Below are 15,904 nucleotides of genomic sequence, written 5' to 3' on the forward strand. Positions count from 1 at the left end.
TACTTCAGAGCATGAGATGCTATAATTTTGGAGGTGAACGGAAGTGGAAAAAACAAATATTCAAGGTACTTCCATCAATGCAAGTCGTCTCGGATTAGGGACATGGGCGATCGGCGGCTGGATGTGGGGAGGAACGGATGAAAAACAATCCATAGATACCATTCATACAGCGCTTGATCATGGAATTAATCTTATTGATACCGCTCCAGTATATGGTTTTGGACGCTCCGAGGAAATTGTAGGAAAAGCCGTTCAGCAATATGACGGTAACCGAGAAGATATCGTCCTCGCTACTAAAGTAGGCATGGACTGGAACGACGACGCTGTTTTCAGAAATGGAAGCAAAGAACGAATTCATAAAGAAGTGGAAGACTCCTTACAGCGCCTGCAGACAGACTACATTGATGTCTACCAGGTCCACTGGCCTGACCCAATTACACCGATTCACGAAACGGCAGAAGCCCTGCACTACCTTCACAAGCAGGGAAAGATCAAAGCGATTGGTGTTAGTAACTTCTCACCAGAACAAATGGATATATTCAGGGAAGCAGCCCCAATTCATACGCTGCAGCCGCCATATAACTTATTTGAAAGAGAAATTGAAAAGGATATTCTTCCTTATGTACAGGAACACAACATGACTACGATTTCTTATGGTTCACTTTGCCGCGGACTTCTTTCAGGTAAAATGTCCTCTGACCGTGAATTTGAAGGCGATGATTTGAGAAACGAAGATCCTAAGTTTCAGAATCCAAGATTCAAGCAGTACTTAAACGCGGTTCAGGAATTGGATCAGCTGGCCCAGAACCGTTACGGTAAACGCGTACTCCACCTCGCTCTTCGCTGGGTACTTGATCAGCCAGGCTCCGGAGTCGCTTTAATGGGCGGCCGCCGTTCGGACCAGCTGGACCCTGTTAAAGAAGTGGAAAACTTCAGCATTGATCAGGAAACGATGCAGGATATCGATGAAATCCTGAGCAAGCATATTAAAGATCCAGTAGGACCTGAATTTATGGCTCCACCTGACCGTCAGGAATTAGGGCTTAAATAAATTTCCCAAAACCGAGCTTGCCTGCCAAGCTCGGTTTTTCTATGATGGCAGGGGAACCATTGTGATTCTCAATCGTATGTAAACTTGAAAAATAAAGGAGGTTCATCCATGGACATTTTAATATGGGCTATTATTATCGTATGTTTTTTAGCCAGCTTTGCAAGTATTATTTTTCCGATCATACCTGGACCACTGGTCTTATGGATCGGGTTTTTGGCTTATTTCTTCTTTCTTAATGGTGAAGAGTTATCCTGGTTTTTCTGGATCGGGGTTATATTGTTAACCGTCTTACTCATTGTTTCTGACATCATTGCTAACAGCTACTTTGTAAAGCGATATGGAGGAAGTAAATGGGGCGAACGCATGGCCGCTGTGGGCGTGATCGTTGGTTCATTTATTATCCCGCCGTTTGGAATCATCGTGTTGCCGTTCATTCTCGTCATCGTAACCGAATTGATTCAGAAAAGATCCAATGAGGAAGCTTGGAAAGCCGCTATCGGTTCATTGTTTGGGTTTTTAAGCGGGACGGTAGCGAAAATCGTGATTCAACTCATCATGATTATTTGGTTTTTCTTTGAAATTTAAAAAACTGTAAAAGTCCCAGGTGGTGTCCATCTGGGACTTTTACATATAGGTAAAGCTTTTACGAGTTCTATTTTTATTTCCTGACTACTCCTATTTAATCGTGCTTTCTAGCTTCTAACTCTTCCGTTACTTGGACCACAGGCTCGTCCCAGGGATGGTTAGGGTATATACCATTTTCAATAATGTCCCTTAGCAGCTTTTCATCTCTGGGAATGGAAAATTCCAATCGGACCGAAGTGACCTTAGTTGTTTCTCCTATGTTCCCTTCTGTTGGTACGGAAGTTTCAGAAGGAACAAACTGCTCTACTCCGTCATTTGAAAGCCAGACAACATTTTTATAGTGACCATATCCTAATTCATCAATTTGCAAAACCCCTGTGATAACCTTCTCCAAATATTCTGGTACGACGTACGTTTTAATTCTATAGATTGGCTTTAACTGCATATATAATCTCCTTCCAAGCTCACTTAATTAAGATCTTACCCCTTATTTAGACTTGTTATTTTTTTATTAGAATTCGCGAATCGCTATTACATAACCGGAAGACTTTTCGTCTGTAAAATGAATATTTTTGTCACGATACTAGTTCTATAGGAACGGATCCGGTCTTACTAAGAAAGGTTGTGAAGTCTTCCAGATTTTTCAGGGATGACGGGGAGTGCCTCGTTCATCGCTGGACTCACCATTTCTGTCGGTACACCTTCCACACTCCTACGCATTGTTTTAATGAAGCTCCACCAATGGTTAGAATAGAATAAGAAATCCCCCTAAACCTATTACAATCACGCATCCAATGAAAACAGCTTTTAAGATTCGCCTCTCTCTCGATACCGGGAGAAGAGATCGTTCAAAATACCTAATGATGCTTCCCATACAGAGAATACTCACCACAATTATAAAATTCCCTATATAGTCATCTACTAATAAAAATTTTATTGCAGCAAGCAACAACATTAAAATAACACCATAACCAATACTCAAATAGAAAGACTCTGTTTTCTTTTTTTCCGTCAACACTTTCTCCTCCTTACCATTTAGATAGGGGACTCCCATTTATAATTTGAAAGTATAGAAGTTACATAAAAACAGCCCTCTCCTACATGCATCCAGGAGAGGGCTGTTAGCCTATTTTTAGTTACGTCCCATACCTTTTAAGAAATTCATGAGCATGGTAATGCTGCGATTGATTTCAGGGTCTTTCAGCGCTTTAGCTAAATCCAGCACGGATGTTTTTTCCTTGGATGAAGCAGCAGCGTTCATCTCCTCCATGCCCTGGTTAAGCTTAGAGGTCACGTCCCTTACTGTCTTCAGGTCAAGATCGCCAAGCAGATAGACGATTTCTGGAATATTCTCCAGAATACCCGTGTACATATCACGGTTGATTTCCTCTACAATGTTCGCGAGTATTTCTTTTCGTTTGTAAGTGAAAGCCGTAGCAGCATCCAGCGTCTCACTTTCCTCAAGAGCCTTTAAAAGATCAATGCCTTTTAGAATGGCTGTTTTATTATCGGCTATGGCCGTCTTTACTTCCTCAAAATCTTTCTCAATTTGTTCCTCACGGCTGGCTTCATACTTTTTAATGCTTGTAATTGGTTTCGCCATTAGCGCTTCACCTGACTTCCAGGAAATTCGTAATCGTCACGCTTCCATTTCTCCTCAACTTTTACACTGATTTGAGGGACTGGATTTCCACGTCTATGATTGTTAACAGGAATTGGTGATTTACCTTTTTTCTTAAGCACTTTCATTTTCACCGCAATTTCTTTATAAGCAGGTGTATCTGTGTCCTTATCGACACGGTTATCGGTTAGCAGGTTCACAGCTGATTTTCCGGTTCCATTCATTGGCACGAACAGCTCTTTCCCTTTTACGCGATCCGTGACGGTTACCGTTCCGGTCGCTTCACCTGATTCAGAGATCAGCTTGACCCGGGCTCCTTCTTCGATGCCCCGTTCTTTCGCAAGTTCCTCTGAAACCTCTACGAAAGAATCCGGTGTCTTTCTGGATATACCTTCCGAGCGATACGTCATATTCCCTTCATGGAAATGCTCCAGTAAACGACCATTGTTAACGTGTAAGTCATATTCTTCTGTTGTGTCATACATTAATTCAAAGTCTAATGGATAAAGGCGCGCTTTCCCATCCTCAAATGGAAAACCATCAACAAAGAGTAATGGCTCGTCTGTTCCGTCTTTCGCTACCGGCCATTGAAGAGAATTATAACCTTCCAGTCGATCGTAACTCACTCCAGCAAACAAAGGAGCCAGACTTGCGGCTTCGTCCATAATTTCAGATGGATGTTTATAATTCCAATCAAAGCCTGCTTCTTTTGCGATATCCTGAAGGATTTCCCAGTCAGGCTTCGTTCCTTGAAGCGGCTCGAAAGATTGATACAATCGTTGAATCCTTCTTTCCGTATTCGTAAAGGTTCCTTCTTTCTCTAAGCTTGGAGATGCAGGGAATACAACGTCTGCATATTCCGCTGTTCTTGTTAGGAACAGATCCTGCACAATAAAGAAATCAAGCTTTTCAAAAGCTGCGGTTACATAATTAATATTTGCATCTACAATGCCTGTGTCTTCCCCGATTACATACATCATGGAGAGATTGCCATCATGAATGGCTTCTATCATTTCATGGTTGTCCATGCCTTTTTCTTGTGGCAGGTCCACGCCCCAGGCCTCTTCGTAACGTTTTCTTACTTCATCATCCGTTACGCTTTCATAACCTGGATATTGGTCAGGCTGGCTTCCAAAGTCACTGCAGCCCTGTACGTTGTTGTGACCGCGGAGTGGATATGCGCCTGTACCTGGTTTGCCGTAGTTACCTGTGATCAGCAGCAGGTTGGAAATGGCCGTACTCGTATCGCTTCCCAGCATATGCTGCGTAACACCCATCGCCCAGCAGATCGACACCGTTTTAGCTTCCACAATTTCCTTCGCAAGGTCTTTCAAATCCTCTTCTGAGAAACCGGTCATATTGGCCGCATACTCTAAAGTGAACGGTTCCAGACTTTCTCTGTAATCCTCAAAACCATTTACCCAGTCGTTCAAGAAGTTTTGATCTTCCCAGCCCTGGTCCAGAATGTACTTCGTTACGGCAGAAATCCATACAAGATCGGTACCTGATTTTGGACTGAAGAAACGATCGGCGCGTTTAGCCATCTCGTGTTTCCTCAGGTCAAATACGAATAGTTTTTGACCAAACAGCTTTTGGGAACGCTTGATTCTTGAAGCTAATACTGGGTGAGATTCTGTTGTATTTGAACCAATGGTCATCACTAACTCCGCTTTAGCTAAATCATCAATGGATCCAGAATCTCCTCCATAGCCAACGGTACGGAATAGACCTTTAGTGGCAGGAGCCTGACAGTAACGGGAGCAGTTATCCACGTTATTGGTTCCAATAACCTGACGGGAAATCTTCTGCATCAGGTAAGACTCTTCGTTTGTCGCTTTAGAAGAAGAAATGAACCCTAGATGATCGGCTCCCTTTTCAGCTTTAATTTCATTCATACGGCGAACCGCATAAGCAATTGCTTCTTCCCACTCTACTTCTTCAAAGCTGTCTCCGCGGCGGATCAGTGGTTTTTGCAGACGATCATCTGAGTTCACATAATCCCAGCCGAATTTCCCTTTGACACAGGTAGAAATCCCGTTAGCCGGGGACTCGGGATGAGGTTCTACTTTAAGAATTTCACGGTCTTTTGTCCATACATCAAAAGAGCAGCCAACGCCGCAGTATGTACATACGGTTTTCGTTTTCTCGATACGCTCCTCGCGCATGGCAGCTTCTGAATCCGATACGGCAAATAAAGGCCCATACCCTGTTTCCACTTTTTTCGTTAAGTCGATCATCGATTTTAAAATACCTGGCTGCTGATCGGTTAAGAACCCGGCTTCTTTTTCCATTCCGACTTCCATCATGGCATTACATGGGCAGACGGTAGAGCATTGACCGCAGTTTACACAGGAAGACTGGTCAATCGGTACATCGTTATCCCAAATGACCCTTGGCTCCTGGCGTTCCCAGTCAATGGTCAGTGTTTCGTTTACCTGAACGTCCTGACAGACTTCTACACAGCGTCCGCAAAGGATACACTGATCCGGATCATAACGGTAAAAAGACCCGGAGTCATCACGGTTATAAGATGTCGGCTGAAACGGACGGGATTGGTGATCAAGTCCGAAGTCCGCCATAGTATTATGAATCTCGCAATCTCCGTTATTATAGTCACACACGGTGCAATAAAGTTCGTGCTTTTCAAGAACACGGTCAAGTGCCTCTTTCTGTGCTTTATGTACATGAGGCAGCTTGGTCTGAACCCGCATTCCAGCTTCTACTTTCATTCCGCAGGCACGCTGGATTTCTCCATCCACCTGAACCATACAAGTATCACATGTCTGGATAGGTCCAAGTGATTCGTTATAACATATTTGAGGTACATCCTCGTCAGTAGTGTTTATTAAATCTAATAAATTCTGTCCCGGATCTGCTAAATATTCCGTGCCATTAATGGTCACGACGGTATGATCTCTGTCGTTCAATTGAATTCCTCCCTGTTCGATGTGGCGGTATTGTCCTTTTCTTTTAACTCAATACGCTCCGGATGAGTATAAATATTCATCCTCCCGCCGCGTATAAATCCGACAGCGGTTATGTTTAAATCTTCAGCAAGCTGCAGGGCCAGGTCTGTAGGAGCCGATTTAGACAGCAGGCACCCGATACCCATTTTTGAAACCTTCAGAAGTACTTCTGAAGAAATGCGGCCGCTGAAAATAATGACGTGGTCTTTTTTTCGGCCTCCGTTTTTAATGACGTGACCGTAAAGCTTATCTAGAGCATTATGTCTTCCTATATCTGAAAACTGGATTTCTATTTCTCCATTTGAAGCGATGGCCGCCTGGTGGACACCGCCCGTGCGCTGAAAGGTATGGGCGTTTTCATGAAACGATTCCATCAGCTGCATGCAGCTTTCCGGAGACAAAGTAAACTGGTTCATCACCGTGCGGGCCGTTTTCGCATCATTTTGAAAATAAAAGGCCCGGCTCTTTCCGCAGCAAGAACCAATCCAGCGTTTCTGTTCGCTTTCTCCAACTGGAATGGGACGAGAAATTTCCACATAAGCAAATCCTCGTTCTTCATCTATAGACAGCTGCTCTATTTCCTTTATGGTGTAGATTGCTCCCTCGGTTGCCAAAAAACCGATCACCAATTCTTCCAGGTGATCCGGAGTACAGACCATGGTGGCAAATTCCTGGCCATTAATCATAATGGTGAGAGGAAACTCTTCCGCCACAATGTCCGTTGTTTCATAGGCATCAGCACCATCTACGCGTACCATATTCCAAGTTTTTGTACCTTTATCCATAGTTCCTCCCACTTCCCAGTAATTACAAACTTATTTTCCTCTTTTGGAAAGTTTTAAACCTTTGCATTCAAAGCATCCCAGTTTCACACTGGTAGCTATCCCCTATTGTTCCAACTTATGACTGTTTTTTCAAATATTTATGCCTGAACAACCAGCACATCCATAGAATAAGCCCGCCAACAAACCCGATCATCCCGCCTGTAAACCCTACAATCCTGACAGGAAACATGTCTACTGCTAATCCGCCAACTACCATCATCATGCCAAGGATTACATTCGAACCCGATTCAATAACCCCAAACACACTCCCCTGCCGCATGAAAGGAATCCTTGTCATAACGAGTGTATCCAGGAAAGCTGCGGCCATTCCGCCGATCAGAGCTATCACAAAAAAATAGATCATAAGCTGATATAAGGTTCCCGCCTGGCTTGCTGCCCCCTGCAGAACCCCTTCCAAGATAAGCGCAAATACGGAGAAGAGCAGCAGATGACGCTTCACAACCTTCATTAAGAAAAAACTCGTCATGAGTCCCGTTCCAAGAGCACCATAAAGAAGACCTACACCGAGCTCTCCGCTCAGAAAAATTTGTACGGCATAGATGCTGATCAGCACGTTAAAAATTCCGTCCATCGCTGCTCCAGTCCATTGAATTATGACGGCCAGAAGAATACCTGTACTCATCCAGTCCTTGACCTTCATCTCTATGCCTTGAAATTCAAAGTCCTCCTGAACAGGGTTTTTCTCTACTTCCAGATTTCTAATGAGTATAGCGGCTGCAGCAAAGGACACGGCGTTAAACGTAAATACTATATCCGTTCCAAAAAAATAGGCAGCAGCTCCCCCGGTTACGGACCCTAAAATTAGCACAACGCCGGTCCTGAATTGTTCCAGTCCATTAACTACGGGTAATTGTGAAGGTTCGGTTACCTTTCCAATTGTGCTTTTTCGAATCGGCTGATAAAAAGCCTCTCCGCACGACAGAACTAAAATACCTGTGAAAGCAATCCACATATCCTCATCCGATTCAATCAAAGTAAAGCTAAGCGCAAAAGGAATCCGAAGCAAGTCAGCAGCTATCATAAGTTTTCTTGGGTCGATTCGGTCAGCCGCTTTTCCACCAAGCGGTGAAAGAAAAAGGTATGGAAGAATTCTAAGGCCTAATGCGGTTCCCACGGCCACCCCTGAGCCGGTAATTTGCAGAATAAGGGTCAACAAGGCGACTTGACTGAACCTGTCCCCCGTCCCACTAATGATTCCTGAATAAAACAACCGGCGGTATGAATGGTTTACTAACATTCTTAGATCCTCCATTATTTGAAATTAGATACTCATCTAATTAGTTATTTAAAAAAAGAGACCCGCGTCATCATTAAACAACAACGGGCCACATTTCTTGAGGGTTAAGTTCATAACGATTGTTTTCTCTATACATAAAGTGATGCATAATCCATTCTCTTCGCACCGTAGCATAATCCTCAAAGAACGTGCGAATGTATTCGTTCACTTCTTTCTCTTCATACGTTTTTCCCGGCTGGAATGCTTTAACATAATAAGCCAGCACAACGACACGCTTCTTTAACTGGCTGGGCATCTGCTTAAGTTTTCCATCTACCGTGATAAAGTTTTGAAGAATCTGACGCTCTTCTTTCTCTGTTATCTGCCATTCTTTATCAGCCTTCACCTGTTCATCTCCTATTCGTGTTACAGCCTCTGCCATAAATGTAAGTTTCTTTTCATCCAGATAAAAATATATCGTGTTTTTATCGCGGCGTGAGTAAACCATTCCCGTATCCCTTAATTTCTTTAAGTGATGCGTAATCGTCGGCGGCCGAAGTCCTAGCTTTCCTGCGATAGCCTGACCATGAAGCGGCCCCTGTCTAAGCAGAGCAATAATCCGTAACCGTGTTGGATCGCCAGCAGCTTTATGAAAGGCCACCATTTTATCTAACTGCATTATAATTCTCTCCCTCCATCTAATTAGTTAAACATCTAATTAGATGTTAATCAAATCATCAAATAAAGTCAATGACGATTTTTCTTTTTATAACCTAATAAAAAATCAGCTTAGTCTGATCTAAGCTGAAACTTTATAGTTAACTGCTATTTATATTTTTCATCTAATTGTTCTTTCCACCGAACCAGAGTGAAGATAATAAGTACGATCATACCTGCGACGATCAGCGTACGCAGCATTCGAAGATCTTCAAAAAGGCCAAAATAAGACAACACCAGAGTGATTCCAATTATTACTCCCGCTGTCACCAATATGCTTCCATAGATTTTATCTCTTAGATCTTTCATTGATGCCCCTCATTTTTTACTTATTCAAAATTTCTTCTAGCTAAACCAGAATACTACACCTAGAAAAGCTATTAAAAATAGTGCGATTTCGATTAGCGAAACTTTAAAATTCTGTCTGTTAGATGAGAACTTCCATTCTGCGAAAGTCTGCAAGCCAAGCAGGACTATTGTAAACAGGGCCAACATGCCCGATATAACCAATGGCTCATTTATACTCCACGGTAACGATGCGAAAATGAGGATAACAAATATAGCACGAAATCTCGAGTCCACTTTTTTATGAAACTCATTCATATGATTATTGGAAAACCATTTCTTCTTATCTGCACCCAATAAGTTTCGCACAATAATTGGGATACCCAGCAGAAAAATACTTAATATTGCAAGGATTATAAAAAAATCCAGTCCAAAAAAATAAACTGCTACACCTTTCTGCAACATTATCAACTCCGAATTAGAATGATAGACCAAAAATAAAAAACCTCTAAAAGTGTTGTTTATTTACGCCTATAGGTAAATTGTTTCGAATATAAGCTAAACGGAAAGACAAAAAGCCCCAATGATAACTCATTGGGGCTTCCGTTTCGTATCTTTTGAACTTACCTGATAAGCGTCACTTTTCTTTACGGTCTTCTTCAAACGTACCCCAGTCATAGCCTGACTTCCCCCAACTGACAAGAAACAAGGCTGGTGCTGCAATCATCAGGATTGCTATTATGAACCCCATCCTGAAACCCACCTTTATTACTTTTGTACGTACTATTTTAACATAATTATCCATTTTATTGAATAGTCATGTATTTTCTATTACTTGTTTCTTCGTCCCAGATGGACCTTCTTTACAACTCAATTGCTCGAAATTGATTCTGCCTGTCTCATAAGCTGATCACTTTTTCTGGTTTTTCATGAAGGCAAGGACTTTCTGATCGATCCAGCCTCTCTCCTGTTCTCTACCCTCAAAGTTTTCCGTATGCAGATAAGCTGTTAGCGCATCATACATGTCGGAGTCTGGTAAATCGACGCTTTCCATGTAGTTTAACCGGTGAAGTTGAGCGATAATATCCGCTTTTACTTCTCCCTCCACGGGTAACCTATGCTCCTCAAGCGTTTCTCCAAAATAAAGCTGCTGAAGTTGATAAATGCGTGAAAGTTCCTGAATAGGCTCAGGGTGATCGTCTACCCGAAGATCCACAAAAACGTCACTCAAGCCGCCGTACCCGCCTTTATCTTTGACCACATAAATGGCAGCGGATTGTTTCCCGCGGCTGTCTCCTCCAGCTTCCTGGGCGGCTTTTAAACCTTCCAGCAAACGATCAGCGAGAGACCCCGCAGCTTCCTCAAAAGCACGCCCCATATGGGTTACCGTTTCTTTGTTGACTAGAATATTTCCCTGTGCCGCATAATGTTCTCCGGTTATGCCACCTGCCCATTCATAGCACTGATCACCCGTGAAAGTGGCGGTATTTCCTTTTGCATCTACAATTCCTACCTGACGATCTGCTGAAAATTCGTCTTCTGACGTCAGTTTCTCAATTACTTCACTCGCTGTATAGCCTTCTTCAAGAAGGGAAAGTCCATTCGGTCCGTAAGAAGGGTTAGCGAAAGCCTGGGTCGCAATTGCTCCCACACCCGCTTTGGCCCAGGGAACAACCGAACCTACTCCTAGAAATTTCGACTGTACGGCCACTCCTAACTCTCCAGTTTTTGGATCAAATCCTGCGATAGAAAACGTAGCGATAATATTCGATTTATTTTTATTCATCATTTTTCCCTCCATTCCGTACTTTTTCGACTCCTATCCTGTTAAATCCTTCTTAAAGAAAAGAGAACATTCCTATGTTTCTATAATAATTGAACGGGTATTTATCTTACTGTACATCATTATGGAAAAGAGGAGATGATACGAATGAAACCGATGATTCGAGAATATAGCAATGATGAAAAATTAATGCAGGATGTTAAATCATTACAGGATAATGGAATTCATCCAACCGATATTTACATTCTTTCTCATGACGACGACCGCACCAAACGAATCGCGAATAACGTGGATGCCAACACGATCGGGTTCTCTGAACAGGATTTCACCAACATCATCAGCAACATTTTCAGTAAACAAGGTGACGAGCTGCGTACGAAGCTTGAAGAAATCGGATTCTCAGAGTCTGAAGCTGAAGAATACGAAGAGGATATGGATGAAGGAAAAGTTCTTTTAATCCTGACCGACCAGGAGAAAGCTTCAGGCATATTAGACTAAAAGGTAAGCTCACTGACGATGTCAGTGAGCTTTTTTTAATAGGTAGTAAACCAGGTCCATTTTTGCAGATGGTACGTAATGTAGCGTACAAGTGTTAAGTTCCCTTTGTATTCCTTATAGTCTGCTGTGTAATGGCCGCTGTCATTATTCCAGATACGATCGAAATATTGGTCTACTTCTTGAAATACGTCTTCGTCCGAGTTTCCTTTAATGACTACATCCGCTTCCAGGTTTAAATTCGCAAGGTTTCGACGGGTGTAATTTGCGGAACCACCGATGATTACACTATCGCTGCCTTTATTGATATACAGCATTTTTGCATGGTACTGTTCAATATTGACATCATACCAGCGCAGGTTGATGTTGTTATTTCCAAGCCGCTGCATTTCGGCTGCTACCGGCAGATTAGGAAGCCCGGGTTTCTCATGCCCAAAGGACTTTTTATTTGGATCCATCACAATATTGACGGTTGCCCCGCGATCCGCTGCCTTATCCAGAAGGTCTATAATTTTGCGATCCGACAAGTAGTACATGCCGAGCCACACTTCATCTCCTTCTCCGGCTTTCTTCAACTCTTCCTGGATCGAGCGATAGATTTTTCCTTCCGTAACAAACTGAGCCGTCAAGTCACCTTCCTGTTTCTCCCAGGAGCGATTTTTATACGATGGGAAGTCGGCTTCTCCAGAATAATTGACCACTGCTTCCTCTGCCTCTAAGATATCTTTAATAATCGGACCTTCCATCTTAAATGCTGCATTCTCATGATAGCCGCTAGCATCATGAGGATTGGCTGTCGAAACCATAGCCGCATCCTCGGTAACGAGCAGCTTTCTGTGGTTGGCTTTAATATTCAGAAGTTTTAAATAAGAGCGTAAGGTAACATCCGGTGCTTCTTTAGCCAGCGGATTACCGATCCAGCCTTCACCTTCTGTGCCTGTCCAGGAGAAGAACAAACGCCAGATACTGGAGTATACAGGGTTGGAATCACGAAGCTTATTTAAATTAGTTAAAACCACATCCACGCCTGCATCCTCCAAACGGCGAATGGTTTCCGATTCATAGGACCCATAAATCGTGTTAATCTGATCGGTAATGAAGACGACTTTAAGCTCCGGAACTTCTTCTTTCTGCCGGACAATCGCGTTAACCAAATTCTCTGAGATAGCGGGAAAATCTTTCTCTCCATTCGTATAACCATTAAATAAAAACATGTCTGCGACAATAAAGTCATCTGCTTCTGCAATCGTGTTATTTAATTCCTGGAAGATCTGCCTGTCGTGCACCGTTTCACCCGATTCATTTTCGTAAGTCAGGTCGTAAAAGAATTCAATATCATCCATGGAATGAACATCCCCCTCATAAGACACACCTTCCGGAAGTGCTTTCCAGGATGTGTGATAACCAATCATCACAGAAAGAATAAGTATAAATGCCATTATAATCCAAAAGACCTTGCTTTTATGTAAGTTCTTAAGCTTCTTCACGGTACTCCCCCCTTTTTAAATACTTTACAGTTTAGCCCTAATCCTTTTGGCTCAAACCTGGTAAATAATAGGTGAATACACCTAAAAAACCCTGACTAGAGAGAGGGACTCTAGTCAGGGTTTTCTTTATCTTACGATTAGCTTGGGACGCTTCACAAAGAGCAGGCTGACAACCAGGGCACTCAGGATAAAGGCAGGGAGCATATAGCCGCCATTGTAGAGCAGGGAATATAACCAAACAGGCTGACCTTCTGGAGCAAACTTTCCGTAAAATATAATGCCGGCAATGAAGTGGCCGATAAACCTAAGGAAACTGCCAATAAGACAGCCGGTAGCGATCCACATGACTAACGATTTTCTATGATTTTCTTTAATCGAATGCCAAAGCGGTTTGGCTACCACTCCTGCAAGACCAATGACCGCAAAAGCAAGAATGTAGTCGATGATGGTTTGCATAGGCGTGATAATGATGGCTCCGGTCAGGATTTGATAGAATCCTAGTAAGAATCCGGTTAATACTCCGCCTCTCACGCCCCAGCGGAAAGCCATAATAAAGACCGGAACCATGGCGAATGATACCGATCCGCCCTGAGCCCAGAGTTTAAAGGATAGAAACGGAATAATATCCAGCAAGATAGCAAGTGCTGAGAAAATCGCCACCTCTACCATAAATAATACTCGTCTATTTTGCATTGTATCCTCTCCTTTTAAAGACACAAAAAAAGCAATGCCAAAGGGAAGCTTCCTGATGGAGGATTCCCGACTGCATTGCACCATCAAAAAAGCCGCCATCCCTGCGTCAGTATTAACTGACAGGTTCGAAGGGTCTGAACATCGTTCACTCTCAGCCGGAGGGCTCCCCTTGAAGGCTTTATACCGTTACTTTTCTTGATATTCCATATTATAGTAGTTTTCCGTTAACTCTTCAACTAATCTCTCTTTTACTAAGTGGAGATCAGACCGTTACCCCATGGTCTTGGCATACATTTCAAAGAATTCAAGACTTCTCTCAATAATTAAGTCCTGATCATGATCGAGTGTAGCCACATGGTAACTGTTTTCTAAATGTACAATTTCTTTATGTTCAGAAAAAACGGAGTCAAAGATCATCTCTGAATTATGAGGCGGAACCACATGATCTTCATCCGATACAAAAATGAGAATCGGACAATGAATATCGGACATTCCTTCTTCGACCTGATTCATTAAAGTAAGCAGCTGGTTGACTGAACGTACAGGCGTTCTCTCATAAGCCAGTTCTTCTACTTCCGGGTTTTTAATATCGGAACCAATAGCATCTATGAAGCGCTCTTCCATAGCGACCGTTCCTTCCATTGCTGGAATTTTAATAGCCGCATTGATAGGAATGACGCCTTTAATATCCGGGAATTTCTTTGCCATATGAAGAGCCAGTGTACCTCCCATGGATAAACCAACCACAAAAATCATGTCACAACGATTTTTCAGCCAGTGATAGCCATCCTCCACCGATTTAATCCAGTCCTCATAAGACGTGGTTTCCATGTCTTCAGGTGTTGTTCCGTGACCTTTTAATCGCGGAACACAAACGGTGTATCCTTCTTTTGCATAAGCTTCAGCCAGAGGCCTCATGCTTTGAGTCGTTCCGGTAAATCCGTGCGAGATGAGAATTCCTACTTCATTTCCTTCAAAGCGGATCTCCTCAGCTCCTTTTAATACGATGGGTTCTGTCATGCCTAATCTCCCCTTTCATTTCCTTCAGTACTGTTACCCAGATTTTGGATTATGAAACTAAGAGGATCGTATTTGACTCAGAATCAGTTTTTCAAGCCAAGCCCAGGGCAGGACCCTTTTCATGATAATCGTAAATCTTACTCCCGGGCCGATCGGGTATCTAAGTCTGGATAAGTGGTCTTTGCCGGCCAGCCTGGTCATGAGTTGGGACACTTCCCCTGGGTCACTCTTTTTCCCCTGCTGCATGGCAGTCCAGAGGTCTTTCATGTATTCAGCGTAAGGAGAATCTGGGTTGTGCGTCTCCTCGGGGAGTTCCATTCCGGAGGACCAGATATTTGTCTGATAGGATCCAGGCTCAATTAGAGCGACATCAATACCAAATGGTTTCATCTCCAGCCGCAGACTCTCGGAAAATCCTTCAAGTGCATGCTTGGAAGCAACGTAAGCAGATAATCCCGGAAAGCCAATTAACCCACTCACGCTGCTGACATTCATAATCTTCCCGCTTCGCTGCCGCCTCATAACCGGGAGAACCGCTTGCGTTACACGAATGACACCAAAGAGATTCGTTTCAAATTGACGTCGGAATGCTTCTATAGGAACTTGCTCAACAAATCCACCTAAAGCGTATCCGGCATTGTTGACTAATATATCAATTCGTTCCGTTTGCTGTACCCTATTTTCGAAATCAAACAATGAAAAAGAATCGGTCACGTCAAGCGGCCAGACTTCTATGCGTCGAGTGATGTCTTCATCTAGATCTCCTGAAAAAAATGCTTTGGCTTTATCCATATTTCTCATAGTTGCAATTACGTGGAACCCTCGTTCTGCGCACTTTACGGCTGTCTGAAAACCAAAACCGCTTGAAGCTCCCGTTATTAAAACTGTTTTTTCCATCCTATCGCCTCCTAATCAGCGTCTCTTAGATTTTCTATAAAGCCCACATGTTCCCCTTCTTTTCACAACTCCGTTAAGTATTTGCTAATTTGATAACTAATTCAGCTAAAGGGCCGGTTTGTTTAAGACTCCGTTTCGAGATATTGTGTGGAGAAAGGGGCTCCAGGGAACGGCTCGCTTTCCGCGGGCATGTGCTGAGCTTCCTCGGGCTTAACAGCCCTGCGGGATCTCACCGATCATGTT

Annotated in this window: 17 protein-coding genes and 1 riboswitch; of the genes, 3 read left to right on the plus strand and 14 right to left on the minus strand. The window is 43.1% G+C overall.

The window, feature by feature from the left end:
* The first annotated feature begins 43 nt into the window (after window positions 1–43).
* Entirely contained in the window at window positions 44–1,051 is a 1,008-nt protein-coding gene (locus tag LCM11_RS18280; RefSeq protein ID WP_224895704.1) for an aldo/keto reductase, read from the plus strand.
* A gap of 108 nt (window positions 1,052–1,159) precedes the next feature.
* Window positions 1,160–1,636, plus strand: coding sequence for a DUF456 domain-containing protein (locus tag LCM11_RS18285; RefSeq protein WP_224895705.1), 477 nt, complete (start codon window positions 1,160–1,162; stop codon window positions 1,634–1,636).
* Between the two features lie 94 nt (window positions 1,637–1,730).
* Here the strand turns inward: LCM11_RS18285 and LCM11_RS18290 are convergent, their stop codons facing one another.
* The 10 genes from LCM11_RS18290 to LCM11_RS18335 form a co-directional block, all read right to left on the minus strand.
* A complete protein-coding gene (locus LCM11_RS18290) occupies window positions 1,731–2,081 on the minus strand; it encodes a hypothetical protein (protein WP_224895706.1) in 351 nt (116 codons plus the stop codon).
* A gap of 300 nt (window positions 2,082–2,381) precedes the next feature.
* On the minus strand, window positions 2,382–2,651 hold the full coding sequence (locus LCM11_RS18295) for a hypothetical protein (protein WP_224895707.1): 270 nt from the start codon (window positions 2,649–2,651) through the stop codon (window positions 2,382–2,384).
* Window positions 2,652–2,768: 117 nt separating this feature from the next.
* Window positions 2,769–3,239: a DUF1641 domain-containing protein gene (locus LCM11_RS18300; RefSeq protein ID WP_089753171.1), complete on the minus strand. Its 471-nt coding sequence runs from the start codon at window positions 3,237–3,239 to the stop codon at window positions 2,769–2,771.
* Window positions 3,239–6,184 (minus strand): formate dehydrogenase subunit alpha, encoded by a 2,946-nt coding sequence (gene fdhF, locus LCM11_RS18305; RefSeq protein ID WP_224895708.1) that lies wholly within the window; start codon window positions 6,182–6,184, stop codon window positions 3,239–3,241. The genes LCM11_RS18300 and fdhF overlap by 1 nt, the downstream gene beginning before the upstream one ends.
* On the minus strand, window positions 6,181–7,008 hold the full coding sequence (gene fdhD / locus LCM11_RS18310) for a formate dehydrogenase accessory sulfurtransferase FdhD (protein WP_224895709.1): 828 nt from the start codon (window positions 7,006–7,008) through the stop codon (window positions 6,181–6,183). The genes fdhF and fdhD overlap by 4 nt, the downstream gene beginning before the upstream one ends.
* 115 nt (window positions 7,009–7,123) lie before the next feature.
* Window positions 7,124–8,305, minus strand: coding sequence for an MFS transporter (locus LCM11_RS18315; protein WP_224895710.1), 1,182 nt, complete (start codon window positions 8,303–8,305; stop codon window positions 7,124–7,126).
* A gap of 73 nt (window positions 8,306–8,378) precedes the next feature.
* Entirely contained in the window at window positions 8,379–8,963 is a 585-nt protein-coding gene (locus LCM11_RS18320) for a metalloregulator ArsR/SmtB family transcription factor (RefSeq protein ID WP_224895711.1), read from the minus strand.
* 146 nt (window positions 8,964–9,109) lie between these two features.
* On the minus strand, window positions 9,110–9,310 hold the full coding sequence (locus LCM11_RS18325) for a hypothetical protein (protein ID WP_224895712.1): 201 nt from the start codon (window positions 9,308–9,310) through the stop codon (window positions 9,110–9,112).
* Window positions 9,311–9,346: 36 nt separating this feature from the next.
* Window positions 9,347–9,751 carry a DUF4181 domain-containing protein gene (locus LCM11_RS20580; protein WP_224895713.1) on the minus strand — a complete coding sequence of 135 codons (405 nt, stop codon included), beginning with the start codon at window positions 9,749–9,751 and terminating at the stop codon, window positions 9,347–9,349.
* A gap of 445 nt (window positions 9,752–10,196) precedes the next feature.
* Window positions 10,197–11,072, minus strand: a complete 876-nt coding sequence (locus tag LCM11_RS18335; protein WP_224895714.1) for a DUF1028 domain-containing protein — start codon at window positions 11,070–11,072, stop codon at window positions 10,197–10,199.
* Between the two features lie 144 nt (window positions 11,073–11,216).
* Here LCM11_RS18335 and LCM11_RS18340 point away from each other — a divergent pair, with 144 nt between their 5' ends.
* A complete protein-coding gene (locus tag LCM11_RS18340) occupies window positions 11,217–11,567 on the plus strand; it encodes a general stress protein (protein ID WP_224895715.1) in 351 nt (116 codons plus the stop codon).
* Window positions 11,568–11,602: 35 nt separating this feature from the next.
* Here LCM11_RS18340 and LCM11_RS18345 read toward each other — a convergent pair whose 3' ends face one another.
* The 4 genes from LCM11_RS18345 to LCM11_RS18360 all read right to left on the minus strand — a co-directional run bounded on the left by LCM11_RS18345 (window position 11,603) and on the right by LCM11_RS18360 (window position 15,661).
* Window positions 11,603–13,051: a phospholipase D family protein gene (locus LCM11_RS18345; protein ID WP_224895716.1), complete on the minus strand. Its 1,449-nt coding sequence runs from the start codon at window positions 13,049–13,051 to the stop codon at window positions 11,603–11,605.
* A gap of 126 nt (window positions 13,052–13,177) precedes the next feature.
* The gene (thiT, locus tag LCM11_RS18350; RefSeq protein ID WP_224895717.1) at window positions 13,178–13,744 is read right to left on the minus strand and encodes an energy-coupled thiamine transporter ThiT; all 567 of its coding nucleotides are present in this window, start codon (window positions 13,742–13,744) and stop codon (window positions 13,178–13,180) included.
* 81 nt (window positions 13,745–13,825) lie between these two features.
* Window positions 13,826–13,924, minus strand: a riboswitch (TPP riboswitch).
* Between the two features lie 90 nt (window positions 13,925–14,014).
* Entirely contained in the window at window positions 14,015–14,764 is a 750-nt protein-coding gene (locus tag LCM11_RS18355; RefSeq protein WP_224895718.1) for an alpha/beta hydrolase, read from the minus strand.
* 57 nt (window positions 14,765–14,821) lie between these two features.
* On the minus strand, window positions 14,822–15,661 hold the full coding sequence (locus LCM11_RS18360; protein ID WP_224895719.1) for an SDR family oxidoreductase: 840 nt from the start codon (window positions 15,659–15,661) through the stop codon (window positions 14,822–14,824).
* Window positions 15,662–15,904: the final 243 nt, after the last annotated feature.

The organism is Halobacillus halophilus (genome assembly GCF_020171985.1).
Lineage (GTDB): Bacteria > Bacillota > Bacilli > Bacillales > Halobacillaceae > Halobacillus > Halobacillus halophilus_A.

Coding starts and splice junctions, on each gene's coding strand:
- LCM11_RS18285 (WP_224895705.1), top strand. CDS start 1,160: ATGGACATTTTAATATGGGCTATTATTATCGTATGTTTTTTAGCCAGC.
- LCM11_RS18290 (WP_224895706.1), bottom strand. CDS start 2,081: ATGCAGTTAAAGCCAATCTATAGAATTAAAACGTACGTCGTACCAGAA.
- LCM11_RS18300 (WP_089753171.1), bottom strand. CDS start 3,239: ATGGCGAAACCAATTACAAGCATTAAAAAGTATGAAGCCAGCCGTGAG.
- fdhD (WP_224895709.1), bottom strand. CDS start 7,008: ATGGATAAAGGTACAAAAACTTGGAATATGGTACGCGTAGATGGTGCT.
- LCM11_RS18315 (WP_224895710.1), bottom strand. CDS start 8,305: ATGTTAGTAAACCATTCATACCGCCGGTTGTTTTATTCAGGAATCATT.
- LCM11_RS18320 (WP_224895711.1), bottom strand. CDS start 8,963: ATGCAGTTAGATAAAATGGTGGCCTTTCATAAAGCTGCTGGCGATCCA.
- LCM11_RS18325 (WP_224895712.1), bottom strand. CDS start 9,310: ATGAAAGATCTAAGAGATAAAATCTATGGAAGCATATTGGTGACAGCG.
- LCM11_RS20580 (WP_224895713.1), bottom strand. CDS start 9,751: ATGTTGCAGAAAGGTGTAGCAGTTTATTTTTTTGGACTGGATTTTTTT.
- LCM11_RS18335 (WP_224895714.1), bottom strand. CDS start 11,072: ATGAATAAAAATAAATCGAATATTATCGCTACGTTTTCTATCGCAGGA.
- LCM11_RS18340 (WP_224895715.1), top strand. CDS start 11,217: ATGAAACCGATGATTCGAGAATATAGCAATGATGAAAAATTAATGCAG.
- thiT (WP_224895717.1), bottom strand. CDS start 13,744: ATGCAAAATAGACGAGTATTATTTATGGTAGAGGTGGCGATTTTCTCA.
- LCM11_RS18355 (WP_224895718.1), bottom strand. CDS start 14,764: ATGACAGAACCCATCGTATTAAAAGGAGCTGAGGAGATCCGCTTTGAA.
- LCM11_RS18360 (WP_224895719.1), bottom strand. CDS start 15,661: ATGGAAAAAACAGTTTTAATAACGGGAGCTTCAAGCGGTTTTGGTTTT.